This is a genomic window from Streptomyces sp. BoleA5 (genome assembly GCF_000373665.1).
In the GTDB taxonomy this organism is placed as follows: domain Bacteria; phylum Actinomycetota; class Actinomycetes; order Streptomycetales; family Streptomycetaceae; genus Actinacidiphila.
In genome coordinates, this window is record NZ_KB892093.1 from 59,516 (window position 1) to 85,750 (window position 26,235).

Annotated in this window: 24 protein-coding genes and 1 pseudogene; 13 read left to right on the forward strand and 12 right to left on the reverse strand. The window is 73.0% G+C overall.

What is annotated here, in order from left to right:
* The first annotated feature begins 89 nt into the window (after positions 1–89).
* The 4 genes and pseudogenes from B085_RS0108735 to B085_RS41790 all read left to right on the forward strand — a co-directional run.
* On the forward strand, positions 90–1,589 hold the full coding sequence (locus tag B085_RS0108735) for a cytochrome ubiquinol oxidase subunit I (protein WP_018558196.1): 1,500 nt from the start codon (positions 90–92) through the stop codon (positions 1,587–1,589).
* A gap of 11 nt (positions 1,590–1,600) precedes the next feature.
* Positions 1,601–2,602, forward strand: coding sequence for a cytochrome d ubiquinol oxidase subunit II (gene cydB / locus B085_RS0108740; protein ID WP_018558197.1), 1,002 nt, complete (start codon positions 1,601–1,603; stop codon positions 2,600–2,602).
* A 13-nt stretch (positions 2,603–2,615) separates the two neighbouring features.
* Positions 2,616–6,092, forward strand: a complete 3,477-nt coding sequence (gene cydD, locus B085_RS41785) for a thiol reductant ABC exporter subunit CydD (protein WP_018558198.1) — start codon at positions 2,616–2,618, stop codon at positions 6,090–6,092.
* A gap of 45 nt (positions 6,093–6,137) precedes the next feature.
* A pseudogene (locus B085_RS41790) lies at positions 6,138–7,250 on the forward strand (GAF domain-containing sensor histidine kinase); the annotation flags it as partial.
* Between the two features lie 15 nt (positions 7,251–7,265).
* Here B085_RS41790 and B085_RS0108755 read toward each other — a convergent pair.
* On the reverse strand, positions 7,266–8,126 hold the full coding sequence (locus B085_RS0108755; RefSeq protein ID WP_018558200.1) for an HAD family hydrolase: 861 nt from the start codon (positions 8,124–8,126) through the stop codon (positions 7,266–7,268).
* Between the two features lie 108 nt (positions 8,127–8,234).
* On the opposite strand from B085_RS0108755, the gene B085_RS41795 reads away from it, so the two are divergent.
* Positions 8,235–8,651, forward strand: coding sequence for a DUF6083 domain-containing protein (locus tag B085_RS41795; protein ID WP_158689692.1), 417 nt, complete (start codon positions 8,235–8,237; stop codon positions 8,649–8,651).
* Here the strand turns inward: B085_RS41795 and B085_RS0108765 are convergent.
* Positions 8,644–9,534 carry an LLM class flavin-dependent oxidoreductase gene (locus B085_RS0108765; RefSeq protein ID WP_018558202.1) on the reverse strand — a complete coding sequence of 297 codons (891 nt, stop codon included), beginning with the start codon at positions 9,532–9,534 and terminating at the stop codon, positions 8,644–8,646. The genes B085_RS41795 and B085_RS0108765 overlap by 8 nt on opposite strands.
* 394 nt (positions 9,535–9,928) lie before the next feature.
* On the opposite strand from B085_RS0108765, the gene B085_RS0108770 reads away from it, so the two are divergent.
* Positions 9,929–10,579 carry a DUF6344 domain-containing protein gene (locus tag B085_RS0108770; protein ID WP_026250814.1) on the forward strand — a complete coding sequence of 217 codons (651 nt, stop codon included), beginning with the start codon at positions 9,929–9,931 and terminating at the stop codon, positions 10,577–10,579.
* Positions 10,580–10,640: 61 nt separating this feature from the next.
* Here the strand turns inward: B085_RS0108770 and B085_RS0108775 are convergent, their stop codons facing one another.
* Entirely contained in the window at positions 10,641–10,886 is a 246-nt protein-coding gene (locus B085_RS0108775) for a hypothetical protein (protein ID WP_158689693.1), read from the reverse strand.
* Between the two features lie 483 nt (positions 10,887–11,369).
* Here B085_RS0108775 and B085_RS0108780 point away from each other — a divergent pair, with 483 nt between their 5' ends.
* From B085_RS0108780 to B085_RS0108810, 7 genes are all read left to right on the forward strand, one after another.
* Positions 11,370–12,284, forward strand: coding sequence for an ABC transporter ATP-binding protein (locus B085_RS0108780; protein ID WP_026250815.1), 915 nt, complete (start codon positions 11,370–11,372; stop codon positions 12,282–12,284).
* Positions 12,271–13,176 carry an ABC transporter permease gene (locus B085_RS0108785; protein WP_018558205.1) on the forward strand — a complete coding sequence of 302 codons (906 nt, stop codon included), beginning with the start codon at positions 12,271–12,273 and terminating at the stop codon, positions 13,174–13,176. Before B085_RS0108780 ends, B085_RS0108785 begins: the two co-directional genes overlap by 14 nt.
* Positions 13,173–14,090: an ABC transporter ATP-binding protein gene (locus tag B085_RS0108790; RefSeq protein WP_018558206.1), complete on the forward strand. Its 918-nt coding sequence runs from the start codon at positions 13,173–13,175 to the stop codon at positions 14,088–14,090. Before B085_RS0108785 ends, B085_RS0108790 begins: the two co-directional genes overlap by 4 nt.
* 23 nt (positions 14,091–14,113) lie before the next feature.
* Positions 14,114–14,833, forward strand: coding sequence for an ABC transporter permease subunit (locus B085_RS0108795; protein WP_018558207.1), 720 nt, complete (start codon positions 14,114–14,116; stop codon positions 14,831–14,833).
* Between the two features lie 111 nt (positions 14,834–14,944).
* Positions 14,945–15,199 carry a hypothetical protein gene (locus B085_RS0108800; RefSeq protein WP_026250816.1) on the forward strand — a complete coding sequence of 85 codons (255 nt, stop codon included), beginning with the start codon at positions 14,945–14,947 and terminating at the stop codon, positions 15,197–15,199.
* A gap of 26 nt (positions 15,200–15,225) precedes the next feature.
* Complete coding sequence (locus B085_RS0108805) at positions 15,226–15,834, forward strand: YceI family protein (RefSeq protein ID WP_018558209.1); 609 nt, start codon at positions 15,226–15,228, stop codon at positions 15,832–15,834.
* A gap of 41 nt (positions 15,835–15,875) precedes the next feature.
* Positions 15,876–16,625, forward strand: a complete 750-nt coding sequence (locus B085_RS0108810) for a rhomboid-like protein (RefSeq protein ID WP_018558210.1) — start codon at positions 15,876–15,878, stop codon at positions 16,623–16,625.
* On the opposite strand, the gene B085_RS0108815 is transcribed toward B085_RS0108810, so the two are convergent.
* From B085_RS0108815 to B085_RS0108855, 9 genes are all read right to left on the reverse strand, one after another.
* The gene (locus B085_RS0108815; protein ID WP_018558211.1) at positions 16,561–17,376 is read right to left on the reverse strand and encodes an HAD family hydrolase; all 816 of its coding nucleotides are present in this window, start codon (positions 17,374–17,376) and stop codon (positions 16,561–16,563) included. The genes B085_RS0108810 and B085_RS0108815 overlap by 65 nt on opposite strands.
* Positions 17,373–18,650 carry a serine--tRNA ligase gene (gene serS, locus B085_RS0108820; protein ID WP_078619818.1) on the reverse strand — a complete coding sequence of 426 codons (1,278 nt, stop codon included), beginning with the start codon at positions 18,648–18,650 and terminating at the stop codon, positions 17,373–17,375. The genes B085_RS0108815 and serS overlap by 4 nt, the downstream gene beginning before the upstream one ends.
* A gap of 585 nt (positions 18,651–19,235) precedes the next feature.
* On the reverse strand, positions 19,236–20,165 hold the full coding sequence (gene pheA / locus B085_RS0108825) for a prephenate dehydratase (protein ID WP_018558213.1): 930 nt from the start codon (positions 20,163–20,165) through the stop codon (positions 19,236–19,238).
* A 35-nt stretch (positions 20,166–20,200) separates the two neighbouring features.
* The gene (gene efeB / locus B085_RS0108830; protein ID WP_018558214.1) at positions 20,201–21,436 is read right to left on the reverse strand and encodes an iron uptake transporter deferrochelatase/peroxidase subunit; all 1,236 of its coding nucleotides are present in this window, start codon (positions 21,434–21,436) and stop codon (positions 20,201–20,203) included.
* Positions 21,433–23,319, reverse strand: coding sequence for a copper resistance CopC/CopD family protein (locus tag B085_RS0108835; protein ID WP_018558215.1), 1,887 nt, complete (start codon positions 23,317–23,319; stop codon positions 21,433–21,435). The genes efeB and B085_RS0108835 overlap by 4 nt, the downstream gene beginning before the upstream one ends.
* A gap of 10 nt (positions 23,320–23,329) precedes the next feature.
* Positions 23,330–23,779 (reverse strand): copper chaperone PCu(A)C, encoded by a 450-nt coding sequence (locus B085_RS0108840; RefSeq protein ID WP_018558216.1) that lies wholly within the window; start codon positions 23,777–23,779, stop codon positions 23,330–23,332.
* Entirely contained in the window at positions 23,776–24,441 is a 666-nt protein-coding gene (locus B085_RS0108845) for an SCO family protein (RefSeq protein ID WP_018558217.1), read from the reverse strand. Before B085_RS0108845 ends, B085_RS0108840 begins: the two co-directional genes overlap by 4 nt.
* A 76-nt stretch (positions 24,442–24,517) precedes the next feature.
* Positions 24,518–25,282 carry a YcnI family protein gene (locus B085_RS0108850; RefSeq protein WP_018558218.1) on the reverse strand — a complete coding sequence of 255 codons (765 nt, stop codon included), beginning with the start codon at positions 25,280–25,282 and terminating at the stop codon, positions 24,518–24,520.
* A gap of 96 nt (positions 25,283–25,378) precedes the next feature.
* Entirely contained in the window at positions 25,379–26,122 is a 744-nt protein-coding gene (locus B085_RS0108855) for a hypothetical protein (protein WP_037731478.1), read from the reverse strand.
* Between the last annotated feature and the right edge of the window lie 113 nt (positions 26,123–26,235).

Sequence of the window (26,235 nt, forward strand, 5' to 3'; positions counted from 1 at the left end):
CCCCGGTGTGAGGGGGCGAAAGTGTGTGCGGCATACTGAGCTTGTGAATGCGTTCACTTTCACAAGCTCGCCAAGTTAGGAGGCGTGACGTGGACCTGGCACTGGACTCCGTCGCCGTCGCGCGGTGGCAATTCGGCATCACGACCGTCTACCACTACCTCTTCGTTCCCCTCACGATCTCCCTGGCCGCCCTGACCGCCGGTCTGCAGACGGCCTGGGTGCGCACGGGCAAGGAGAAGTACCTCCGGGCGACCAAGTTCTGGGGCAAGCTCTTCCTGATCAACATCGCCATGGGCGTGGCCACCGGACTGGTCCAGGAGTTCCAGTTCGGCATGAACTGGTCGGACTACTCGCGCTTCGTCGGCGACGTGTTCGGCGCCCCGCTCGCCTTCGAGTCGCTCATCGCCTTCTTCTTCGAGTCCACCTTCATCGGGCTGTGGATCTTCGGCTGGGACAAGCTCCCGCAGAAGCTCCACCTGGCCTGCATCTGGCTGGTCTCGCTGGGCACGATCCTCTCCGCGTACTTCATCCTCGCCGCCAACTCCTGGATGCAGCACCCGGTCGGCTACCGCTACAACAAGGTCACCGGCCGCGCGGAGCTCACCGACTTCTGGGCGGTGCTCAGCCAGAACACCACCCTCGTGGTGGTCTTCCACACGCTGACGGCGGCCTTCCTGACCGGCGCCGCCTTCATGATCGGCATCTCGGCCTACCACCTGGCCCGGCGCAAGCACGTCGCCGTCATGCGGACCTCGCTGCGCCTCGCCCTGGTCACCGCCGTCGTCGCCGGCCTGCTCACCGCGATCAGCGGCGACCGGCTGGGCAAGGTCATGTACGAGCAGCAGCCGATGAAGATGGCCGCCGCCGAGGCCCTGTGGGACGGCGAGTCCCCGGCCCCCTTCTCGATCTTCGCCTACGGAGACGTCGACAAGGGCCACAACACCGTGGCCGTCGAGGTCCCCGGCCTGCTGTCCTTCCTCGCCCACGACGACTTCGACTCCTACGTCCCCGGCATCAACGACGTCAACAAGGCCGAGCAGGAGAAGTACGGGCCCGGCGACTACCGCCCCAACATCCCGGTCGCCTACTGGGGCTTCCGCTGGATGATCGGCTTCGGCATGACCTCCTTCGCGGTCGGCCTGGCGGGACTCTGGCTCACCCGCCGCAGGTTCTGGCTCGCCGAGGACCGGCGCACCGCCGACGACGAGCCACCGCACCTGATGCTCACCAGGAACAGCGCCCTCTCCCCGGCCCTGTCCCGCTGGTACTGGCGGATCGGCCTGCTCACCATGGGCTTCCCGCTGATCGCCAACTCCTGGGGCTGGATCTTCACCGAGAACGGCCGTCAGCCGTGGGTCGTGTACGGGCTGCTGCGCACCGAGGACGCGGTCTCCCCCGGTGTCTCCACCGCCGAGATGCTGACCTCGCTGATCGTCCTGACGACCCTCTACGCCGTCCTCGCGGTCGTCGAGGTCAAGCTCCTGGTCAAGTACGCCAAGGCCGGGCCGCCCGAGCTCACCGAGGCCGACCTCGATCCCCCCACGAAGATCGGCGGCGACGCCGACCGCCCGATGGCCTTCTCGTACTAGGGAGAGACGGCATGCACCTCCACGACGTCTGGTTCGTCCTCATCGCGGTCCTGTGGACCGGCTACTTCTTCCTCGAGGGCTTCGACTTCGGCATCGGCGTCCTCACCCGGCTGCTCGCCCGCGACCGCCCCGAGCGGCGGGTGCTGATCAACACCATCGGCCCGGTCTGGGACGGCAACGAGGTCTGGCTGATCACCGCGGGCGGCGCCACCTTCGCCGCCTTCCCCGAGTGGTACGCCACCCTCTTCTCCGGCTTCTACCTGCCGCTGCTGGTGATCCTGCTCTGCCTGATCGTCCGGGTCGTCGCGTTCGAGTACCGGGCCAAGCGCAGCAGTGAACGCTGGCAGACCGCCTGGGAGCAGGCGATCTTCTGGACCTCCCTGCTCCCCGCGTTCCTGTGGGGCGTCGCGTTCGCCAACATGGTGCACGGGGTGGCGATCGACGAGTCCGGTGAGTTCACCGGCGGGGTCCAGGACCTGCTCGGGCCCTACGCCCTCCTCGGCGGACTGCTCACCCTCAGCCTCTTCACCTTCCACGGCGCGGTCTTCGCGGCCCTGAAGACCCTCGGCGACATCCGTGTCCGTGCCCGCCGCTTCGCCACCCGCGCCGGAGCCGTCACGGCCGTGCTCGCCGTGGCCTTCCTGGCCTGGACGCAGGGGGACGGCGGGAACGCGGCGAGCCTGACGGCCGCCGCCGTCGCCGTGCTGGCGCTGCTCGCCGCGCTCGGCGCCAATCTGCGGGGCCGCGAGGGCTGGGCGTTCGCCTTCTCCGGGATCACCGTCGTCGCCGCGGTGGCGATGCTCTTCCTGGTGCTCTTCCCGGACGTCATGCCGTCCACGCTGGACCCCGCGTGGAGCCTGACGGTGGAGAACGCCTCCTCGACCCCGTACACGCTGAAGATCATGACCTGGTGCGCCGCGATCGCGGCCCCGCTGGTCGTGCTCTACCAGGCCTGGACGTACTGGGTGTTCCGCAGGCGGATCGGCACCCAGCACATCGCCGAAGCGCACTGAGGAGCTGTTTCACGTGAAACCCGTCGACCCCCGGCTCCTGAGGTACGCCCGCGCGACCCGTGTGTTCCTCGCCGTCTCCGTCCTGCTCGGCCTCGTCGGCGCGGGCCTGGTCATCGCGCAGGCGATGATCGTCGCGGAGATCGTCGTCGGGGGTTTCGAGGACGGTCTCGGCGCCGGGGCGCTGCGCACACCGCTGCTGCTGCTCGCCGGCGTCGCGGCGGGCCGGGCGGCCGTCTCCTGGCTCACCGAGCTGTGCGCCCACCGCGCCTCCGCCGCAGTCAAGTCCCAGCTGCGCACACAGCTCCTGGAGCGGGTCACCGCCCTGGGCCCGGCGGGGCTCACCGAGCGCCGGACCGGTGAGCTCACCACGCTCGCCACCCGGGGCATCGACGCCCTGGACGGCTACTTCGCCCGCTACCTGCCCCAACTGGGCCTGGCCGTCGTGGTGCCCGCGGCCGTCCTGGCCCGCATCGTCACCGAGGACTGGATCTCGGCGCTCACCATCGCGTTGACCCTCCCCCTCATCCCCGTCTTCATGGTCCTGATCGGCTGGGCCACCCAGACCCGCATGGACCGTCAGTGGCAGCTGCTCGCCCGGCTGTCCGGCCACTTCCTCGACGTCGTCGCGGGCCTGCCCACCCTCAAGGTCTTCGGCCGGGCCAAGGCCCAGGCCGAGTCCATCCGCGTCATCACCGCCGACCACCGGCGCGCCACGATGCGGACGCTGCGCATCACCTTCCTCTCCTCCTTCGCACTGGAACTGCTCTCCACCATCTCCGTCGCCCTGGTCGCCGTCGGCGTCGGCATGCGGCTGGTCCACGGTGAACTCGACCTCTACACCGGGCTGGTCATCCTCGTCCTGGCGCCCGAGGCGTACCTGCCGCTGCGCCAGGTGGGAGCCCAGTACCACGCGGCCGCCGAGGGGCTCGCCGCCGCCGACGAGGTCTTCGCCGTCCTGGAGACCGCGCCGCCCCGGCGCGGCACGGCACAGGCCCCCGACCTGCGGACCGCGGTCGTCGCACTGGACGAGGTGGCCGTCGAGGGCCGCCTCGGCCCGGTCTCCCTGCGGGTCTCCCCCGGTGAGACGATCGCCCTCACCGGCCCCAGCGGGATCGGCAAGAGCACGCTGCTCTCCGTACTGCTCGGCTTCACCGAACCGACCTCGGGACGGGTCCTGGCCGACGGCGCCGACCTCGCCGCCCACGACCCGGCCGGCTGGCACCGGCAGATCGCCTGGGTGCCCCAGCGGCCGCACCTGTTCGCCGGGACCATCGCCGACAACGTACGGCTGACCCGGCCGGACGCGAGCCCGGCCGAGGTCCGTGCCGCGCTCCGGGACGCCGGCGCCCCGGACCTCGACCCCGCGACGGCCCTCGGGGAGGGCGGCGCCGGGCTCTCCGCCGGGCAGCGCCAACGCGTCGCGCTGGCCCGGGCGTTCCTCGCCGACCGGCCGCTGCTGCTGCTCGACGAGCCGACGGCGGCACTGGACGGCGAGACCGAGGCGGCCGTGGTCGACGCCGTACGGCGGCTCGCGGCCGGCCGCACGGTGCTGCTCGTCGTGCACCGCCCCGCGCTGCTCGCCGTGGCCGACCGCACGGTGCGGCTCGACGGCCGCCCGCCGCGTGCCGTGCCGGCAGCGGCGCCCCCGGCCCGGGCCGCGGCCGGTACGCCCGCCCCCGAACCCCTCGGTGCGGCCCTCGCCGTGTCCTCCTCGTCCTCCTCGTCCGCCGCGTCGGCCACGGGGTCCGCGCCGCTGACCCGCGTGCGCCGGATCGCCACGCCGCTGCGGCCGCGGTTCGCCCTCGCGCTGCTGCTCGGCGCCCTCGCCCTGCTGAGCGCCGTCGGCCTGATGGCGACCTCGGCCTGGCTGATATCCAGGGCCTCGGAGCAGCCGCCGGTCCTGTACCTGATGGTCGCGGTCACCGCGACCAGGGCCTTCGGCATCGGCCGGGCGGTCTTCCGCTACGCCGAGCGCCTGGTCTCGCACGACGCCGTCCTCCGCGCCCTCGCCGGCCTCAGGGTCACCGTGTACCGGCGGCTGGAGCGGCTCGCGCCCGCCGCGCTGCGCGACACCCGGCGGGGCGACCTGCTCTCCCGCCTCGTCGCCGACGTGGACGGTCTGCAGGACTACTTCCTGCGCTGGCTGCTCCCGGCCGGCGCCGCCGCGCTCTCCGGCACCGCCGCGGCCGCGTTCACCGTGTGGCTGCTGCCCGGTGCCGGAGCCGCCCTGGCGGTGGGACTGCTCACCGCCGGTGTGGCCGTGCCCGCCGCCTCCGCGGCGCTCGCCCGGCGCGCCGAACGCGCTCTCGCCCCCGCCCGCGGCGAACTCGCGGCCCAGGTGGTCGAGGTGCTCACCGGTACCGCCGAACTGACCGTCGCCGGGGCCCTGCCCGGGCGCCGCGCCAAGGCGGCCGAGGCGGACCGGGCGCTCACCCGGATCGCTGCCCGCTCCGCGGCCGGCGCGGCGCTCGGGGCCGGGCTCGGCGCCCTGGTCAGCGGACTCACCGTCACCCTCTGCGCCTGGGCGGGCGTGCGGGCGGTGGCCGACGGCGGCCTGTCCGGGGTCGCGCTCGCGGTGGTCGTGCTCACCCCGCTCGCCGCCTTCGAGGCGGTGACGGCCCTGCCGCTCGCGGCGCAGTACCGGCAGCGCAGCCGGCAGGCGGCGCGGCGCGTGTACGACGTACTCGACACCCCCGAGCCCGTACGGGAGCCCGCGCACCCCGCGGCCGCGCCCGCCGGGCCCCACCCCCTGGTGCTGCGCGGACTCACCGCCCGCCATCCGGGGCAGCCCCGGCCCGCGCTGGACGGCGTCGGCCTGGAGCTGAGCCCCGGCCGCCGGATCGCCGTCGTCGGTCCCTCCGGATCGGGCAAGACGACCCTCGCCCACGTGCTGCTGCGCTTCCTGGACGTCGAGGAGGGCGCGTACACCCTCGCGGGCAGCGATGCCACGGCCCTCGACGGCGACGCGGTGCGCCGGATGGTCGGCCTGTGCGCCCAGGACGCGCACGCCTTCGACAGCACGGTCCGGGAGAACCTGCGCCTGGCCCGCCCCGGCGCGGACGACACGGAACTGCGCAAGGCGCTCGCCGCCGCACGGCTCGACCTGGACCTCGACCTCCCGGTCGGCGAGCACGGCACCCGCCTGTCCGGCGGCCAGCGCCAGCGGCTGGCGCTGGCCCGCGCGCTGCTCGCCGACTTCCCCGTCCTGGTGCTCGACGAGCCGGCCGAACACCTCGACCTGGCCACCGCCGACGCCCTGACCGCCGATCTGCTGGCCGCGACCACGGGCCGGACGACCGTGCTGATCACCCACCGCCTCACCGGTCTGGAGGAGGTCGACGAGATTCTCGTCCTCGACCACGGCCGGGTCGTCCAGCGCGGTACGCACCGTGAGCTGGCCGCCGCCGACGGCCCGTTCCGCCGGAGCCTGGACCGCGAGCGCGCGGCCGACGCACCGAACGCGCCGGAGCCGGAGTCGATCACGGCGTAGGACGCGGCACCGTCCTAGGCTCGCCGTATGGCAGAACCACTGGCCAGGCTGCTGGACGCCGTCGGCTCGGTCACCAGCGCGCTGCTGGCGGACGAGCAACCGGGCGACGACGCGCTCGACGTCGTCGCCCAGCAGGCCCGCGCGCTCGTGGGGGCCGACGCGGGCCTGGTTCTGCTGCCGACCGTCGAGGGCGGTCTCGAAGTGGTCGCCGTCTCGGCCGAACAGCCCGCGGGCCTGGTCGGCACGCTGCTCGAGGCGGACAGCCCGCCCGTGGCGCCGCTGATGGCGGGCGAGCCGGTGTTCGTGGAGGACGCGTCGACCGACGCCCGGATGACCATGGCCATCGCCCCGCGCTTCGGGGCCTGCATGATGCTGCCGCTGCAGAGCAGCGGCCATGTGATGGGGGCGCTCGCGCTGCCCAGGGCCCACGGCGTGCCGGGCTTCACCGAGGACGAGCGGTTCGTCGCCATCCAGTTCGCGGCACAGGCGGCGCTGGCCCTGCTGCTCGCCGGCGCCCAGCGGGACCGCAACCGGCTGGCCGTGTACGAGGAGCGCGACCGGATCGCCCGCGATCTGCACGACCTGGTCATCCAGCGGCTCTTCGCGACGGGCCTGATGCTCCAGTCGGCGCGGCGCAAGGCGCTGCCGCCCGACGCCGAGGAGGGCATCGCGCACGCGGTCGAGGAACTGGACGCCACCATCCAGGAGGTGCGGACGGCGATCTTCGCGCTCCAGCAGGAGCCGCGGGACGACGCCCCCGCGGGACTGCGCGCCCAGGTGCTGCGCGAGACCGGCTCCGCCGCCCGCGGCCTCGGCTTCCCACCGTCCGTCCGCTTCGTCGGACCCGTCGACCACCGGGTCGGCGCGCTCAGCGCCCGCAACCTCGTGGCGGCGCTGCGCGAAGCACTGTCCAACGTGCAGCGGCACGCCGGCGCCACCTGGGTCGAGGTGGTGCTCGACGCCACCGCCGTGCTCTCCGACGGCCGCGAGGGTGTGCGGCTCATCGTCTCCGACGACGGCGTCGGCATCCCCGAGACGGGGCGGCGCAGCGGGCTGCGCAACCTCGCCCGCCGCGCGGAGTCGCTGGGCGGCGAGTCCACCTTCGGGCCGGGACCTGACGGCAAGGGCACCGCGCTCGCCTGGGAGGCGCCCCTGTGAGCCGGCCCGCCGGGGTCAGCGGGCGGCGAGGATCCGCTCGATGACGCGGGCCACGCCGTCCTCCTCGTTCGCCGCGGTGCGGTGCGTCGTGGCGGCCAGCACGTCGGGGTGGGCGTTGGCGACGGCGTACGAGGTGCCCGCCCACGACAGCATGGCGAGGTCGTTGGGCATGTCCCCGAAGGCCACCACCTCCTCGGCGGAGATGCCGAGGTCCGCGCAGCAGCGCGCGAGCGTGGTCGCCTTGCTGACCCCGGTGCCGCTGATCTCGAGCAGCGCCGACGCGCTGGAGCGGGTGATCTCGGCGTGCTCCCCGGCCACCGCGCGCGCGGTGCGCAGGAAGACGTCCGGGTCGATGGAGGGGTGCTTGGCCAGCAGCTTCAGCACGGGCTGGCCCTGCCGCCCGCCGTCGAGCAGATCCTGTACCGGGGCCACGACCGCGTCGGGGGCGGGGGCGTACGGCGGGTAGTCCGGCTCGTACGCGAAGCCGCCGGTCAGCTCGACGGCGAAGGCCGTGCCGGGGACGGCGGTGCGCAGGGCCGCGATGACCGCGAGCGCGTCCCGGGGGTCGAGGGGGTAGGCAGCCAGCAGCCGCCTGCCGCGGTGCAGGTCGTAGACGGCGGCGCCGTTGGCGCATATCGCCATGCCGTGGCCGGCGGTGTGCGCGGCGACGACGTCCATCCACCGTGCGGGCCGCCCCGTTACGAAGAAGACCTCGATGCCCGCGGCCTCCGCGTCCGCCAGGGCGGCGATCGTACGGGCCGAGACGGTCTTGTCGTCGCGCAGGAGCGTGCCGTCCAGGTCGGTGGCGATCAGCCGCGGCGCGGGGGCCGCGAGGGTGGCGTCCGGGGTCCGGGGATGCTGGGTGGCTGAGGTCACCGACCCATGGTCCCCCATGCGGATGCATATGACAGCAGGTGGGTGCGGAGTGCGAGGACCGCCACACTCTCCGTCGCCGTTGTCAGTGCCGGCTGCCACCATCACGCCATGGCCCTTGTGCGTTGTGAAGAGCAGCCCGACCGGGAACCGGTGCTCCTGGCCGACGCTTTGCCGACGGTCGTGGACGGCATCCGCCTGGCGGCTCGCGCCGGGATACCCGTCGCCGATCCGGCGGGCGGCACCGCCACGACCTGCGGCCGGTGCGCCTGCGCCGCGTACCGCCACCGCACCGCCGGCGGCCACTGGATCCTGGTGGAGCCCGGCGAGTGGCCGCTGGGCGCCGTCCCGGCCGGCCGGCGCTGGCGGGTCGCGGGTGACGGCACGGCGGTCAACCTGCGGGCCACCGTCCCCTCCGACACCTGCCGGATCAGCCACTTCGACGTCTGTCCCGCGGGTCCGCCGCCCGCGGCGTCGCCCGTGCTGCTCGGCCAGTGGCGGCGCAACGCCCGCCGCCGGCTCAACTGAGCTGGGCCGGCGCCTCGGTCGCGATGAGCTCGAAGACCTTCTCGTCCGCCGCGTAGACGGAGTCCGGCACCGGCCAGTGGAGCACGATCTCCGTGATGCCGGCTTCCGCGTAGCGGCCCGCGAAGTCGACGAAGGCGTCGAGCGACTCCAGCGGGCGCTCGGCCGTCGACCCGGTCAGCAGGACGCGGTCGAGCTCGCCCGGGTCGCGCTCGATCTCGGCACAGGCGATCTCCAGCTGGTCGTACTGGCGCGAGACGACCTCGGGGCACTTGTCCACCGGCACGTCCGCCGGGCCCTTCGGGTCCCCGTAGGTCACCCAGGCCTGGCCGTAGCGGGCCGCCAGCCGCAGTCCGCGCGGGCCCGTCGCCGCCACCGCGAAGGGCACCCGCGGACGCTGCGCGCAGCCGGGGATGTTCCGCACCTCGTGCGCCGAGTAGAACTCGCCGTCCTGAGTCACCACCGGCTCCGTCAGCAACCGGTCCAGCACGGCGACGAACTCGCCGAAGCGGTCGGCCCGTTCGCGCGGAGTCCACGCCACCTGGCCCAGCGCGGTCGCGTCGTAGCCCACCCCGCCGGCGCCGATGCCGAGTGTCAGCCGCCCGCCGCTGACGTCGTCGAGGGTGATCAGCTCCTTGGCCAGCGTCACCGGGTGCCGGAAGTTCGGTGAGGTGACGAGCGTGCCCAGCCGGATCCGCTCCGTCGCCGCAGCCGCCGCCGTCAGCGTCGGGACCGCCCCGAACCACGGGCCGTCCCGGAAGCTCCGCCACGACAGGTGGTCGTAGGTGTAGGCGGTGTGGAAGCCGAGCTCCTCGGCCCGGCGCCAGACCTTCCGCCCCTGCTCGTGCCAGCGGTAGATCGGCAGAATCACAGTGCTCAGGCGCATGTTCCCCACCCTACGGGGTGGCTTCCGGCCGCCCGGGCCGAAGTGGTGGGGCGATCGGGGCGGCAGCCGCCGTCCGGTGGAAACCCGTCGGCGAGCCGCGCCCGCCCGGCCGGCGCCTCCGCACGCCACGGGACCCTGGGACCTCCCGCGGACGCCGCCGGCCGGGTCTTTGTCGCTCCCTGCGGCGCCGATACCCCCGGTGGTGGGGAGCCGCAACTCGGGGAGCACCCCGGCGAAAGGTCGTCGCCTGAGAGGCCGGCCGGGGCACGGCTCGGCCACCCGGGTGGTGTTGATCGGAATATCGGCATCCCCGGGGTGCGGCACCGAGGATTTCGTGCTCACTTCCGCATCATCGGATTAGTCGCTCCCGACTCACCGAAGGAAGTGAGAGGTCATGGCTGCCAACACCCATGTCAGGACGTTCTGGGACGTCTTCGTGACGCTCCTGCTCAAGATGGTCGCGTACTTCGGGTTCGCCGTCCCGGTGTCGCGTAGCACGGCTCCGGCCGCGCCGCGACCGGAGGCCCTCCCCGGCACCCGGTTCCTGCCCACCGCCGAGGCGGTGCGCCACTGGGCACCGGCTCCGCGAACGGAACCGGCACCACGACCGGTGGCCGTGGGCGCCGCCGCGTCCGGGCCGGGACCGCGTGTCGAACCGGAACTGCGTGTCGAACCGGGGCTTCGCGCCGAACCCGGCGGACGCACACCCGAGGTCCCGTCGTCCCGCAAGGCGTCCCGCAGCTCGTCGCATCGCTCGTCGCATCGCTCGCCGCGTCCGTCGTCCCTCACGCCGTACCGCGACGAGCCCGTCGTGCCCGAGCCGTCCGTTCCCTTCGTCCCGGCGCCCTGCCTCACCGCCGCCGCCGACGCCCACTCCCTGCCGCCGACGATGAAGCAGCGCATCCGCGCCGAAGCCCACGGCGCCTCGCCCGTGGCCCGTGTGCGCACCCGTCCGATCGGCGACGCCGGCCTCGACCCCGCGCTGAGCGACATGACCGAGGCCCCGGCCCGTACCCCGCGCCGCGAGTGGGCGCTCTGCGCATGACCGCCGCGGACGCGCGTGACCAGCCGGTACGGCGTGCCGAACGGACCCCGTTGACGGACCGTCAAGCCGCCTCGACCCCGGATTCCACGCACCACCACGGCGCCGGACACGGCGCCCGCTCCAGCGGGACCGTCCGGACGCCCCGGACGACGGGCGTACTCACGGGCCCGGGCCGGAGCACGGCAGTGAGCACCACCCCCGGCAACACGCCCAGCGCCACCCCCGGTACCACCCCCAGCACCACCCAGAGCACGAGGACGACGATGCCGGAGACGCCCCGCACCCCCGAGGCTGCGACGGTCACCACCGGCCCGACCCGGCCCCACCCGTGGGCCACGGACCGTCCGGTCGCCGGCCCGCCCGTGCTCGACGGCGGCCGTCACCGCCCCGCTCGCGTGTACGGCGAAGCGGGCACCCGCACACGTACACGCCGCCCGCACCGCGCACCGACGCACCCCGCGACCCAGCACCGCACACCCACGCACCCCCCGCGTGAGCGCGGCACCCGCACACCCGTGCACCCGCACGCGCACCCGTACACGCACCCCACGATCCGGCGCAGCGCCACGCGGCACCATCGCGGGGTCCGGCCCGTCGGGGCGGACCGGTGGAGCCGACCGTGCTCCCGGACGACGCCCCGCCGCGGCTGAACCGCGCGACCCGCAGGAGGAATCCCGGCAAGACGGACGCACCGCACCGCCTCCCCTACGGGGAAGTCAACCCGAAGGACTACGCACAACCGCCCCCCAGACTGACGACGGGGTGTGGCCCGCGCCACTAGGTTCGTGGCGTGACTGTGATCGCTACCGAAAGCCTGACGAAGCGGTACCCGAGGGTGACCGCTCTGGACCGGCTCACCGTCGACATCGCTCCCGGCGTGACCGGGTTGGTCGGTGCCAACGGAGCCGGCAAGTCGACCCTGATCAAAATCCTCCTGGGGTTGGCGCCGGCCACAGAAGGCCGGGCCGCCGTCCTGGGCATGGATGTGGCGACAGAGGGCGCGGCGATCCGCGCCCATGTGGGCTACATGCCGGAGCACGACTGCCTGCCCCCGGACGTGTCGGCGACGGAGTTCGTCGTCCACATGGCCCGTATCTCGGGGCTGCCGCCGTCCGCCGCGCGCGAGCGCACCGCGGACACGCTCCGCCACGTCGGCCTGTACGAGGAGCGGTACCGCCCCATGGGCGGGTACTCCACGGGCATGAAACAGCGGGTGAAGCTGGCCCAGGCACTGGTCCACGATCCCCGGCTGGTGCTGCTCGACGAGCCGACGAACGGGCTGGACCCCGTCGGCCGCGACGACATGCTCGAACTCATCCGCCGCGTGCACACCGAGTTCGGCATCTCCGTGCTGGTCACCTCCCACCTGCTCGGTGAACTGGAGCGCACCAGCGACCACATCGTCGTCATCGACGGCGGCTCCCTCCTGCGCTCCTCCTCGACCAGCGACTTCACCCAGGCGACCGCCTCGCTCACCGTCGAGGTCACCGAGCACGAGGACGAGCTGGTCGAGAAGCTGACCGCCGCCGGGCTGAACGCGCACGCGGACGGCCGGCTGGTCATGGTCGACATCGACGGGGACGAGACGTACGACGCGGTCCGCGACGCGGTCGCGGAGCTCGGCACGGGCCTGGTGCGCATGGAGCAGCACCGGCACCGCATCGCCGAGATCTTCCGGGGAGGGGACGAGCATGACGCAGCTTGAGGGCAGGCCGCCCGCCGCCGACGTCATCCACGACATCGGCTACCGGCACTACGACGGCCCGCGGCTGGGCCGTGGCTACGCGCGCAAGTCGCTGTACGTGCAGAGCCTGCGCAGCGCCTACGGGCTCGGCCGGTCGGCGAAGTCCAAGGTGCTGCCGATGATCCTGCTGGCCGTGATGTGCGTGCCGGCCGGGATCATGGTCGCGGTGGCGATCGGCACCAAGGCGACCAAACTGCCGATCGAGTACACCCAGTACGCGATCATCATGCAGGCGGTCATCGGCCTCTACCTGGCGGCCCAGGCCCCGCAGTCCGTCTCCCTGGACCTGCGGTTCAAGACGACCCCGCTGTACTTCTCCCGTCCGATCGAGGCGGTCGACTACGTCGCGTCGAAGTTCGCGGCGCTGACCACGGCGCTGTTCATCCTCACCGGGACGCCGCTGCTGGTCATGTACATCGGGGCGCTGCTGGCCAAGTTCGACGTGAGCGACCAGAGCGCGGGCTTCGCCAAGGCGATGCTCGCCGCGCTGCTGCTGTCGATGCTGTTCTCGGGCATCGGCCTGGTCATCGCGGCGCTGACGCCGCGCCGGGGCTTCGGCGTCGCCGCGGTCATCGCGGTGTTCACGCTCTCGTACGGCGCGGTGACCAGCGTGCAGGGCGTCGCCTCGATCAACGGCAACGCCGACGTGATCGGCTGGCTGGGCCTGTTCTCGCCGATCACGCTGATCGACGGCGCGCAGACCTGGTGGCTGGGCGCGACCTCCAGCTTCCCCGAGGGCGCGGGTCCGAAGGACGCGGTCGTCGGCACGGTCTACCTCCTCGTCCTCCTCGCCGTGATCGCCGGCTCCTTCGGCCTGCTGATGCGCCGCTACCGAAAGGCCGTACTGTCGTGACCACCCTGTCCATCGACCATGTGTCCCGCTGGTTCGGCAACGTCGTCGCCGTCAACGACGTGACGATGACGATCGGCCCCGGCGTCACCGGCCTGCTCGGCCCCAACGGCGCGGGCAAGTCCACCCTGATCAACATGATGGGCGGCTTCCTGGCCCCCTCGGCCGGCACCGTCACCCTCGACGGCGCCACGGTCTGGCGCAACGAGCAGGTGTACCGGCACATCGGCATCGTCCCCGAGCGCGAGGCGATGTACGACTTCCTGACGGCGCGCGAGTTCGTGGTCGCCAACGCCGAGCTGCACGGGCTGGCGGACGCGGGGGCGGCGGCGCAGCGCGCCCTGGCCACGGTCGAGATGGAGTTCGCCCAGGACCGTCCGGTCGCCACGTACAGCAAGGGCATGCGGCAGCGCGCCAAGATGGCCTCCGCGCTGGTGCACGACCCGTCGGTGCTGCTGCTGGACGAGCCCTTCAACGGCATGGACCCCCGGCAGCGGCTGCACCTGATGGACCTGCTGCGGCGGATGGGCGCCGAGGGCCGCACGGTGCTGTTCTCCTCGCACATCCTGGAGGAGGTCGAGCAGCTGGCGAGCCACATCGAGGTGGTCGTCGCCGGCCGGCACGCCGCCTCGGGCGACTTCCGCAAGATCCGCCGGCTCATGACGGACCGGCCGCACCGCTACCTGGTGCGCTCCAGCGACGACCGGGCGCTCGCCGCCGCGCTGATCGCGGACGGGTCCACGGCCGCCATCGAGCTGGACTGGAAGGAGCGGGCGCTGCGCATCCAGGCGATCGACTTCGCCGGCTTCACCGAGCTGCTGCCGCGCGTCGCGCGGGAGCGGGGCATCCGGCTCTACACGGTCTCGCCGTCCGACGAGTCCCTGGAGAGCGTCTTCTCCTACCTGGTCACGGCGTAGGCACACGGCTGTAAGGAGCTCCGATGTTCAATCCCACCGTGGCCAGGCTGACCTACCGGGGGCTGCTGGGCCGCCGCCGGGCCCTGGTCCTGTTCGCCCTGCCCGCGCTGCTGATCCTGATCTCCGTGGCGGTGCGGGTGCTGGTCGGCGCCGACGACTCCATCGCGAGTTCGGTGCTGGGCGGTTTCGCGCTGGCGACGATGGTGCCGCTGGTCGGCGTGATCGCCGGCACCGGCGCCATCGGGCCGGAGATCGACGACGGCTCGATCATCTACCTGCTGGCCAAGCCGGTGCGGCGGCCGACGATCATCGTCACCAAGCTGCTGGTCGCGATCGCGGTGTCGGTGGTCTTCTCGGCCGTGCCGACCCTGATCGCCGGGTTCATCCTCAACGGCAACAGCCAGGGCATCGCGCTGGCGTTCACCGCGGCGGCGGCGGTCGCCTCGGTCACGTACGCGGCGATCTTCCTGCTGCTGGGCGTGGTGACCCGGCAGGCGGTGGTCTTCGGCCTGGTCTACGCGCTGATCTGGGAGTCGCTGATCGGCAGCCTGGTGCCGGGGGCACGCACGCTGAGCGTGCAGCAGTGGGCCCTGGCGCTGGCCCAGAAGATCGCCGGCGAGGGCCTGGTGACCTCCGACGTGGGGCTGCCGCTCGCGGTGGTGCTGCTCGTCGGCGTCACCCTCGCCGCGACCGCTTTCGCGGGGCAGCGGATGCGGTCGCTGACGCTGGCCGGCGAGGAGTGATCGTTCCGGCCTGAGGCCTGTCGTCCCGTAAGCCGCCCGGGTGGACTTCTTCCGCCCGGGCGGCCCTGCTCCCCTGACGTCCACACATCGGATTGTCAGATTTGCGGCGTGATGTCCGAGACTCCGCTGCTCTTCGCCGTGGGCGTGTTCCTGGCCGCCCTCGGCCTGCTCATCGCGCTGTTCAGCCCGGAGCTGGCCCACCGCGTCGACGCGCTCGCCGCGCGTTCCGCCGCCGGGCTCCGCCGCTTGTGGTCCCGTGTGCGGGGCCGGCGGCGCCTCGTCCCCCTCCCCTGGAAGTGGGCCGCGTCACAGGACTCCTTGAAAATTCAAGGGAATGCCGTTACGGTGAAGGAGGTTGAATCGTAAACCAACACGTCCCCAAGGAGTTCATCATGGGTCTCTTCAGCCGCAAGAGCGAAGCCACCGCGACCGCCGCCGTCACCACCGCGCCCTCCGCCGACCTGGCGCACCTGACCGGTGAGTACACGATCGACCCGACCCACAGCGAGGTCGGCTTCTCCGTGCGCCACGCGATGGTCACCACCGTGCGCGGCCAGTTCGCGGAGTACGAGGGCAAGCTGCAGCTGGACGGCAGCAAGCCGGCCAACTCCTCCGCCGAGGTCACGATCAAGGTCGTCAGCATCGACACCAACCAGACCCAGCGCGACGAGCACCTGCGCACCGGTGACTTCTTCGACGCCGCGACCTACCCGGAGATCCGCTTCCGTAGCTCCTCCGCCGAGCAGGTCGACGACGAGACCTACCGCATGCACGGTGACCTGACGATCAAGGACACCACCAAGCCGGTCTCCATCGACTTCACCTACAACGGCTCGGCCACCGACCCCTACGGCAACCTCCGGGTCGGCTTCGAGGGCTCCACGACCGTCAACCGCTCCGACTGGGGCCTCACCTACAACGCGGCCCTCGAGGGTGGCGGCGTCCTGATCAGCGAGAAGGTCAAGCTGACCTTCGACATCTCCGCGATCAAGGCGGCCTGAACCCGCTGAAGCCGCCTTTCCCCTGCCGCACGATGGAGGGGATGGCGGTGGACGAGACGGCCGGCACCGCCGGCACCGGGCGCCGCCGCTCCGCACCGCGCGGCGCGGCGGCCCGGGTCGTCGTCCCCGACGTGCGCGCCTGGGTGCGCTCCACCCCCGGGACGCGCATCTGGCTGCTGGTCCTCGCCGCGACCAGCTGCGTCATGGCGGCCGCCCCGCCGGACCTGGGGTCCTTCCTGCTGCACCAGAACAGCACGAACCTGGCGGAGCTGGGGTCCCGGCCGGTCCGCGCGCTGCTCGGCAGCGCGCTGTGGACCGAGTCGCCGGCGGCCTTCGGGCTGTACGCGCTCTGCTTCGGGGCCGTCCACGCGCCCGCCGAGCGCCGGCTGGGCACCCGGCGCTGGCTCGGCGTCGCCGCCCTGGCCCATGCCGGGGCGAGCGTCCTCAGCCAGCAGGCCGTCCAGCAGGCCGTCCAGCAGGCCGTCCAGCTGGGCATCCACGCCAGCCGGCTGCCGGCCTCACTCGCCCGGACCGTCGACATCGGCGTCAGCTACGGGCTCGCCGGGGTCGTCGGCGTACCCGCCCACCGTGTGCGACCGCCCTGGCGGCTGCCCTACCTGCTCGCCGCCGCGGGCTTCCTCGCGTATCCCCTGGTGACCCCGGGCCGCACCTGCACCGACCTCGGGCACGTCATCGCCCTGCTGATCGGCCTCGCGTGCCGCGGGCTCACGCCCAGGGGAAGAGCCGCTCCAGGACCAGGGCGATCCCGTCCTCGCCGTTGGAGGCCGTGACCTCGTCGGCGGCCGCCTTGAGCAGTGTGTGGGCGTTGCCCATCGCGACGCCGTGGCCGGCCCACTCGAACATCGGCAGGTCGTTGGGCATGTCGCCGAAGGCGATGGTCTCCGCGGCCGTCACGCCCAGCCGGCGGGCGGCCAGCGAGAGCCCCCGGGCCTTGGACAGGCCCAGCGGCAGCAGCTCCACGATGCCCGTACCGGACATCACGGCGCTGACCAGGCCGCCGGCGGCCGCGGTCGCGGCCTGCGCGAGCTCGTCGTCCCCCATCCCCGGGCACTGGATGTAGAGCTTGCTGACGGGCGAGGCCCACAGCCCCGCCACGTCGTCCACCGTGCCGCCCACCGGCAGCTCGGACTCGAACAGCCGGTAGCCGGGGCCGAGCACGATGTCGCCGTCCACGCCGTCGAGCGCGGCCGCCACGGCCAGCCGGCCCGTCTCCGCCTCGATCTTGGCCAGCGCCGCCCGGGCGGTCTGCCGGTCCAGCGTGACAGAGGTCAGCAGCCGGCGCTCGCCGGCGTGGTAGACCTGCGCGCCCTGCATGCAGACGGCCAGGCCCTCGTAGCCGAGGTCATCCAGGACGCGCACCGTACGGGCCACCGGGCGCCCGGTGACGACGATGTGCGCGGCACCCGCCGCGGTGGCCGCGGCGAGCGCCTTGCGGGAACGCTCCGAGACGGTGTGGTCGGGGCCGAGCAGCGTGCCGTCGAGATCCGTCGCGATCAGGCGGTAGGGGAGTGGGGAGGTCACTTGGCGACCGGCTCCAGCACCTCACGGCCGCCCAGGTAGGGGCGCAGCACCTCGGGGACGCGGACCGAGCCGTCGGCCTGCTGGTGGTTCTCCAGGATGGCGACGATCGTGCGCGGGATGGCGCACAGCGTGCCGTTGAGCGTGGCCAGCGGGCGGGTGCCCTTCTCGTCCCGCAGCCGCACCGACAGCCGGCGGGCCTGGAACTCGGTGGTGTTCGAGGTGGAGGTCAGCTCGCGGTACTTGCCCTGCGTGGGGATCCACGCCTCGCAGTCGAACTTGCGCGCCGCGGAGGAGCCCAGGTCGCCCGAGGCCAGCTCGATCACCCGGTAGGGCAGTTCGAGCGAGGTCAGCCACTGCTTCTCCCACTCGAGCAGCCTCGCGTGCTCGGCCTCGGCGTCCTCGGGGCGGGTGAAGACGAACATCTCCACCTTGTCGAACTGGTGGACGCGGATGATGCCGCGGGTGTCCTTGCCGTACGAACCCGCCTCGCGCCGGTAGCAGGGCGAGAAACCCGCGTAGCGCAGCGGCAGCCTGGACGCCTCGATGATCTCGTCCATGTGGTACGCGGCGAGCGGGACCTCGGAGGTGCCGACCAGGTACAGGCCGTCCTTCTCCAGGTAGTACACGTCGTCCTCGACCTGGCCGAGGTAGCCGGTGCCGGCCATGGCCTCCGGCTTGACCAGCGTCGGGGTCAGCATCGGGGTGAAGCCGGCCGCGGTGGCCTGCGCGACGGCCGCGTTGACCAGGGCCAGCTCCAGCAGGGCGCCGACGCCGGTCAGGTAGTAGAAGCGCGAGCCGGAGACCTTGGCGCCGCGGTCGACGTCGATGGCGCCGAGCAGTTCGCCGAGGTCGATGTGGTCCCTGGGCTCGAAGCCCTCGTCGGCGAAGTCGCGGGGGCTGCCGACGACCTCCTTGACGACGAAGTCCTCCTCGCCGCCGACGGGGACGTCCGGGTGGACGATGTTGCCGAGCTGCAGCAGCAGGCGCTGCGCCTCCTCGGCCGCCTCGTGCTGCTCGGCGTCGGCGGCCTTGACGGCGGCCGAGAGCTCGCCGGCCTTCTTGAGCAGCTCGGCCTTCTCCTCGCCCTGCGCCCTGCCGATGAGCTTGCCCAGCGCCTTCTGCTCCGCGCGCAGCTCGTCGAAGCGGGTACTGGACGACCTGCGCCGCTCGTCGGCGGAGAGGAGGGCGTCGACGAGCGCGACGTCCTCTCCACGGGCGCGCTGGGAGGCGCGCACACGGTCGGGGTCCTCACGAAGCAGGCGAAGGTCAATCACGGGAACAGGCTACCGGTGCGCCGGGCGCCGACGCGACAACTTAAGTGCTTTATGGGGCGTTATGTCCGTTTTGAAAGGAGGCTGCGGGAAATGCCGGACGACCGGTAATGGCGGGTCGGTTACCGTCAACCGAATTCTTCGCGTCCCTCCGGGGAGGGCATGTGGCCTGTGGGCAAAGGCAGTTGGGGCAGGTCCGGAGCGGAGGGTTATCCACAGGGGGAGGGGGCTCTCCGTCGCTTGTCCACAGCGGGTGTGGATGGGCTGTGGAAGATGGGCTTGATCATTTCGCGAGGTGGGTGCGGGGGCATGCATTCCCGGTCCAAACCCTCTTAACACTCACTTTCGAGTGAGAACTCTTCCCTCTATCGAGTTGTTCGAATGTATTGGGATGACGAATGATGACCTGTGGTCCTGTGGGTCCACTTGGTATGAGTGTGCCGATTTGTCGATCTGGCGGTTCATTGGGCGACTTGTTCTGTCGACTTATCCCCAGCCTGCGGCAGGGGCCTGTGGATAACGCGGTGGACAACCGAAGGAGCCACCGGTTGTTCACCGGAGGCCCCGTGAAGCGGTGCGCGAACGGCCTCAGACCCGCCCGTCCAGGGCACGGCCCAGCCAGTCCGCCGCGGCCGTGAACTCCTCGTCCGTGGTCCCCTTGCGCTGCTGCGGGGGCACCTCGTCCGCGCGCGGGTACGAGCCGAGGAAACGCACCTGCGGACAGATCCGCTTCAGGCCCATCAACGCCTCACCCACCCGGCGCTCGGTGATGTGCCCCTCGCAGTCCACCGAGAAGCAGTACCGCCCGATCCCCTCACCGGTGGGCCGCGACTCGATGCGGATCAGGTTCACCCCGCGCACCGCGTACTCCTGCAGCAGTTCCAGCAGTGCGCCGGGGTGGTCGTCGCCCAGCCAGAACACCGCCGAGGTCTTGTCCGCGCCGGTCGGCGCGACCGGCCGGGCCGGCCGGCCCACCAGCACGAAGCGGGTCTCGGCGTTCGCCGCGTCGTGGATCTCCGTGGCCAGCGGCTCCAGCCCGTACGTCGGCGCCGCGAACTCACCGGCGAACGCCGCGTCGTACCGGCCCTCCGCCACCAGCCGGGCGCCGTCGGCGTTCGACGCCGCCGACTCCCAGGCGGCGTCCGGCAGGTGCGCCGACAGCCACGTGCGGACCTGGACCTGGGCGGCCGGGTGACCGGTCACCGTCTTGACGTCGCCGAAGCCCGTGCCCGGTCGCACCAGCAGTGCGAACGCGATGCGCAGCAGCACCTCGCGGTAGATCATCAGCGGTGAGCCCGCCGCCAGTTCGTCCAGCGTCGCGGTGATGCCGCCCTCCATCGAGTTCTCGATGGGCACCAGGGCGGCCGCCGCCTCCCCGCAGCGCACCGCGTCGAGCGCCGCCTGCACCGAGACCATCGGCACCAGCTCGCGGGTGGCGGCCTCCGGAAGCGTCCGGAGCGCGGCCTCGGTGAACGTGCCCTCAGGGCCGAGATAGGTGTAACGGCTCGCCGGCGACATGTCTGTCAGCCTAGGCCCTGGGACGGCGCCCTTCCTCAGGACTCCAGCAGCCGCTGGCCGACGTATTCGCCCGGTGCCGCGCCGCCCGGGACCGCGAAGAGCCCGCCGGCCTCGTGGCGCAGGTAGCGCGACAGGCCGTCGCCCCGGTCGAGTTTGCGCTGCACCGGCACGAATCCCTTCAGCGGGTCGGCCTGCCAGGCCACGAAGAGCAGCCCGGCGTCGGGCGCGCCGTCGTCGCGGTAGCCGTCGTGGTACGAGAAGCCCCGCCGCAGCATCGCCGCGCCGCCGTTGGAGGCCGGGGCGGCGACGCGGACGTGCGCGTCGGCCGCGATCGCGAAGGCACGGCCGTCCGGGCCGATCTTGTCGAGGTCGGGCCTGCTCGCCTCGGTGCCCCCGGACAGCGGTGCGCCGTCGGCCTTGCGGCGCCCGATCACCTTCTCCTGGCGCTCCAGGGGGAGGTTGTCCCACGTGTCCAGCAGCATGCGGATACGCCGGACGACCACGTAGGAGCCGCCCGCCATCCACCGGGGGGAACCGCCGGCGGGGACGAAGACGCGCGCGTCGAAGTCGGGGTCGGAGGGGCGGGGGTTGTTGGAGCCGTCGACCTGACCCATCAGGTTGCGGGCGGTACGGGGCTCGGCGGTCGTACCGGGCGTGCGGTTGAAGCCGTTCATCTGCCAGCGCAGGGAGGCCGTGCCCGCGGCCTCCTTCTGCAGCACACGCAGCGCGTGGAAGGCGACCAGGGCGTCGTCCGCGCCGATCTGGATCCACAGGTCGCCGTCGCTGCGCCGGCGGTCGAGCGCGTCGGAGGCGAAGTCCGGCAGGGGGGCGAGGGCCTCCGGCAGCCGTCCGGCCAGCTCGGTCCTGGTGAAGAAGCTGCGGCCGAAGCCGAAGGTGACGGTGAGCGAGGACGGCCCGGCGTCCAGGGCGACCTGGTTGTCGCCCGCGGGCGCCCTGCCCTCCGTCATCGCCTCGGCCGCCGCGGACCAGCGGCGCAGCAGGGCCGCGGCGCCCTTGCGTCCGACCCCCGCGGCCAGGTCGAAGGCGACGAGGTGGCCGCGGGCCTGCAGCGGGGTGGTGATGCCGGCCTGGTGGGTGCCGTGGAAGGGGACGGCCGTGGCGCCGACCGAGGTCAGCGCGGTGGCCTCGTCCCGCGTCGCGTGCGCGGTGACGGCGCCGGAGGCGCCGCCCACGAGCAGTCCCGCGGCGCCCGCCGCGCCCGCGGTGCCGAGCAGCCGGCGCCGCGAGAGGTCCTGAGTGCGGTCGTTCATGAGCCGATCTTCACTACCTTGGTACGGGTGACCTGGTCGATGTCCGAGGTCCGGACGGTGACGGCGATCGTCCACTCCCCGGGGACCGGGATCTGGACGTTCGCGGCACTCCAGTGCCCGGTGTCGACCTTGCCCAGCGTCACCGGGATGGGGCCGATCTTCTTGGACTTCAGGGTGAAGGAGATCTGTACCTCGGGGACGTCGAAGGCCCGGCCGTCGGGGGAGGTGACCAGCAGGTGGAGTTCGTTCTCGGCGATGCCGCCGGGATCCATGGTCACCTCCGCCTCGCCCTTGCCGTCGGTGCCCCCGGTGTCGAAGGGGATCCTCACGTCCAGCGGCTCGGGCACCTCGGCCACCGGTGCCGAGGCCTGCTGCGCGGCGCCCTCCTCGGCGGCCCTGCCCGGCTGGGTGCCGGTCAGCAGCGTCGTGACGGCCAGCACCACGACCGCGACGGCCACCTCCGCCAGCACCGACTTGCGCAGGCCGGTGCGCTCGGCGTCCCCGTCGCGCTCCTTGCGGGCGCGCTCCTTGGCCAGCGCCGCCTCCTGCCGGGCCAGCTGACCGGCGCGCTCGGACGCGTCGCCGCCCCCGCCGCCCGCGCCCTTCCGTCCCGCCGCCACCGGCTGGGCGACGGCGACCGCCCTGCCGCGGACCGCGGCCTCGCCGAGCCGCGCGGTCCAGCGGCGGGACAGCCAGGCCAGCTCCACCAGCACGATGACCAGGCCGACCTTGACGAGCAGCAGTTGCCCGTAGCCGGTGGACACCAGCGCGTCCCAGGAGCCGAGCTGACGCCAGGACTGGTAGACGCCGGTGACGACCAGGGTCACCACCGCCCCGAAGGCGATCTTCGAGAAACGCTGCACCGTGGCCCGCTCCACCCGCTGCCCGCTCCACAGGGCGGCCAGCAGCGCGGTGAGGCCGCCGAGCCAGACGGCCACGGCCAGCAGGTGCACGATGTCGACGGGCATCGCCACCGACGCCTGGATGCCGACCGAGGCGTGCTCGGCCATCGCCCACGTCGCGGCCAGGCCGACCGACACGACCGTGCCGCCGATGGCCAGGCCCCAGGCGAGGTCCTGCCGTTCGACCGGGTCCTCCCGCTTGGCCCAGCTGCCGAAGAGCACCGCGATGAACACCGCGCCCGCCGCGAGCAGCAGCAGCCGGGACAGCAGCGCCGCGCCGGGCCGGGTGTCCAGGACGTCCCGCACGCCGCCGAGGTCGAAGGCGTCGCCCAGCGTGCCCCCGTTGGCGTAGGGGGCGCGCAGCATCAGCAGCAGTATCGTCGCGGCGACCATCGTGGCCCACCCGGTGGCCACCAGCCGCCGCATGGCCCGCGTCCGCGCGCCGTCCGGCCAGCACACGCCGATGAAGAACGCGGCGCCGACCAGCAGCGCGAAGCCGAGGTAGGCGGCGTAGCGGGCGATGTCGTACAGGGCGCCGACGGCGCCCCCGCCCACCTCCTGCGCGGGCAGGGCGACCGAGGTCTTGGAGGGCGCGCCGATGGAGAAGGTGAAGGCGCCCGCCACCGGGTGGCTGTCGGCCGAGACGGCCTTCCACGCGACGGTGTACGTGCCGTTGCCGAGCCCCGGGCGCAGGGCGACGGCCGCGGTGGTGTTCCCCCGGCCGCCGTCGTTCGCGTCGCCGGTCTCCGCGCGCTCGCCGTCCGGGCCGAGGACGCGGATGGCGTCCCTCGACAGCAGCACGCCCTCGGAGAAGGTCAGCCGCACCTGCGCCGGCGCGGTCTTGACGACCGATCCCTGGGCCGGGTCGGAGCCGACCAGCGCGGCGTGCGCGGACGCCGGCGCCGCGGTGCCGAACAGCAGGCCGAGCACGGCGAGCGGCACGGCCAGCAGGCGCAGCGCGGACTTCGTCATCACCCTCATGGCGCTCTCCTCAGTCCCCCGGGCGGTAGCCCGCGGGCTTGACCGGTACCCGTACGTCGATGGTGTCGGCGTCGTCGAAATGCAGCCGCAGCGACACCCGCTCGCCGGCCACGGGTTTGTGCTCCAGGTCCGTCAGCATCAGGTGGCTGCCGCCGAGCGCGAGTGTGAGCCGCCCGCCCGCGGGGACGGTGAAGGACGTCACCCGGCGCATCCGGTTGCCCTCGGTGCTGTGCAGGGTGATGTCGCCTGACAGGTCGCTCGTGACGGAGGTCAGCCGGGCGTCCCGGCCGCCGGTGTTGGCGACGGTGAAGTAGCCGGCGGCCATGTCCGCGAGCGCGGGCTGCGGGATGTAGGCGCCGCTCACCTTCAGTTCGGGACCGGCGGGCGGGCCGGAGCAGGCCGTCGCGCCGAGCAGCACCAGGGCCGCCGCCACGGGGATCCGCCGCAGGGAACGGGTCACGGGGTCCGTCCCGCGATGATCTTCGGCAGGTCGGCGGCGAACTCCTCGGACGTCGTGCCCGACATGTAGAGCGCGTGCGCCTTGTCGTCCTTCGGCGAGTACGCGATCACCTGGGCGCCGTGCGTCACGGTGATACTGCCGTCCTTCTCCTTCACCGGCTTCTCCACGTCCACGCCGAGCGAGCGCGCGCCCGCCTGGATGGTGGCGAAGTCGCCGGTGAGACCGACGAAGGACTTGTCCTGCGCGCCCAGCCACTCGCCGAGCCGCTCGGGGGTGTCGCGCTCGGGGTCGGTGGTGACGAACACGACGACGAGCCGGTCCTGCTCGGCCGCGGGCAGCTTCGACTTGGCGATGGCGATGTCGCTCATCGTCGTCGGGCAGACGTCCGGGCAGTGGGTGTAGCCGAAGAAGAGCAGGGTCGGCCGGCCCTTGGTCCGCTCGGTGAAGTCGTACGTCCCGCCGTGTGTGTCCGTGAGGATCATGTCGGGCTTCTCGAACGGCGTGTCGAGGACGGTGGCGGCCTTCGGTGTCGCGTCGACGGAGACGACGGGCCCGGCACCGGAGGCGTCCGTTCCGCCGTCCGAGCCGCCGCAGGCGGCGAGGGTCAGGGCGAGTGCGGCGACGGCGGCGGCCGAGGCTGCCGCCCTGAGGGTGGTACGCATCAGGGGTTCCCCAGGAATTCGGTACGGCGCCGGGGGGCCGCGGCGCGTACGCGGCGGCCGCCCCGGCGATGGTGCGTCAGGCGGACGGGGTGCCGGTGCCGCGACGGCGGCCGGCCACCACGCCGAAGGCGACGCCGAGCACGCCCACGACGATGCCGGCGATGCCGAGCACCCGGGCCGTGGTGTCACTGGCGTCGGCGGAGGCGGCCTTCTCGGTGGCGGCGTCGCCGGTGGCCGAGACGGGCTCGGCCTTGGCGTCGTCCTTCTTGTCGTCCGAGGTGGAGGCGTCGTGGCCGTGGCCGTCGTCCGCGGCGTTGGCCAGGGTCAGCACGGGCGCCGGGTGCTCCGGCTCCTCCTCACCCTTCTGCTGCTCCTCGATCCAGCGCACGACCTCCTTGTCGTCGTACGTCTGGAGGGCCTTGAAGGCCAACTGGTCGGTGTCCTCGGGCAGCGGGCCCAGGGAGACCGGGAACTGCTGGAACTCGCCGGGCTTGATCTTCCCGCCGCTCCAGGTGATCTTCGTGACCGCCTCGGTGAGGTCGCCGTGACCGGTCTTCAGCGGGGTCTTGAGCTTGGTCTTGGTGATCTGCGCCGTCCAGCCGGGCACCGGCTGGACGGAGACGGAGGCGAGCGGGTGGTCGGCCGGCAGGTTGACCTCGACCTTGATCGTCGACGCCTTGTCGTCCTCGTTGGGGACCTTGAACGCGACCGTGCTGTAGCCGCCCTTGGCGGCGCTGCCGGGCTGGACGCTCACGTGCGCGAAGGCGGGGACGGCGGTGGCGAGCACGGCCGCCCCGGTGACGGCGGCGAGGGCGGTGGCGCGGCGCATGACGGTGTTCATGATGCGGAGACTCCACGGTGACGGAGGAAAAGTGGCGGATGGCACGCGTGCGGCGCGCGCGACCCCGCCCTCGTACGTCGGTGGAGCGGGTCGCGTTCAGGCCGCGAGGGCGTGCGCCGGCGGACCGCGCCGGGCCAGGCTGTGGCGTAGCAGCACCGTGTGCGGCACGGGGGCGGAGCCGTCGGTGCGGCCCGCGCCGGGGACGGCGCAGGGCGCGGCCGGGCTGCCCGTCAGCAGCAGGCGCACGAGCGCGACGGCATGGCGCAGGGCGCCGCCCGACAGCTCGGCCAGCCCCCGGACCGACAGCGCGACCAGCCGCCACAGCGCGGCCTCGCCGCGGCGCAGCAGCCAGCCGGCGGTGACCGCGGCGACCGCGTGCCCGAGCAGCATGGGAAGGCTGTAGGAGAGCATCGTGCTCTCGGCGGTCAGGGGGGACATGCCGGGCATCGCGGCCATCCCGGGCATGCCCGCCATGTGGCCGGCTCCGGCCACGGTGTGCACGTGGGCGGGCAGCTCGGTCGTCCGCTCGTCGCAGAGCAGCCGTCCGGCGATCTCGGCCACCCCGCCGCCGCCGCAGATCCCGCCCAGGTTGAACAGCACGTGCAGCACGAGCTGTCCGCCGGCGAGACCGGTCGCGATGGCGGGCGTCGAGCGCTCCCGCCCGGCGAGCGGGACGGCGAAGGCGAGGACGGCGAGCCAGCCCGCCGCCAGCGTCCAGCCGGGTACCCCGTGCCCCGACGCCAGCATGTGCGCGCCCGCGGACAACACGACGCAGACCGCGGTGAACACCGCGGCCCGCAGCAGTCGCAGATCGGCGCCGGCGCGCACGGGAGAAGACATGACGGGCGTCATCCTCTCACCGCGCACCCGTCTTGCGAACGGCGGGGCCCGGAACACGCCGGTCTGTGCTATGGCGTCGGGTGCCGTTCCTACACCCGCCTGTGGAGCGCGGG